The following is a 411-nucleotide window of genomic DNA, read 5'->3' on the forward strand; positions in this document are numbered from 1 at the left end:
CAGCAGAGAAGCGAGCCGCTCGTGCTCGAAACCTTCGACGTAGGCGCGCCGCGAGTAGCCGAGCGTCATCACAAAGATATGGACCACGGCTGCTCCCGTCTCGAAGCGCACCTTGATCTGGCCCCAGTCGATCTGCGCCTGTTGCCCCGGCCCGGTCTCGAACCGGCGCTGGGTCAGCGCCGCCAGTGCCGCTTCCTCGCGCAACGGACGCACCGCGATCTTCACCGTGTCGTAGCCGCCCTGGTACCCGCGCTGGGACACCAGTTCCTGATACAGGATGCGCGCCGAGTAGCTCACCTGCGGTGCCCGCCGAACAAGCCAGGCACGATGCGCCGACAGAACCGTCTCGTCCTTCCCGGCCCGGCGGTACGGCCTCCATTCGGACTGCCGCAGCCAGTAGCGCACCGTCTT

1 protein-coding gene is annotated in these 411 nt (G+C 67.2%); it reads right to left on the reverse strand.

Translation table 11 applies throughout. The features are described 5' to 3' along the window. A partial coding sequence (locus GQB03_RS22700; protein WP_200832428.1) for a transposase occupies positions 1-411 on the reverse strand: 411 nt, incomplete at both ends.

The sequence above is a fragment of the Cognatazoarcus halotolerans genome, assembly GCF_009800965.1.
GTDB classification, from domain to species: Bacteria; Pseudomonadota; Gammaproteobacteria; order Burkholderiales; family Rhodocyclaceae; genus Cognatazoarcus; species Cognatazoarcus halotolerans.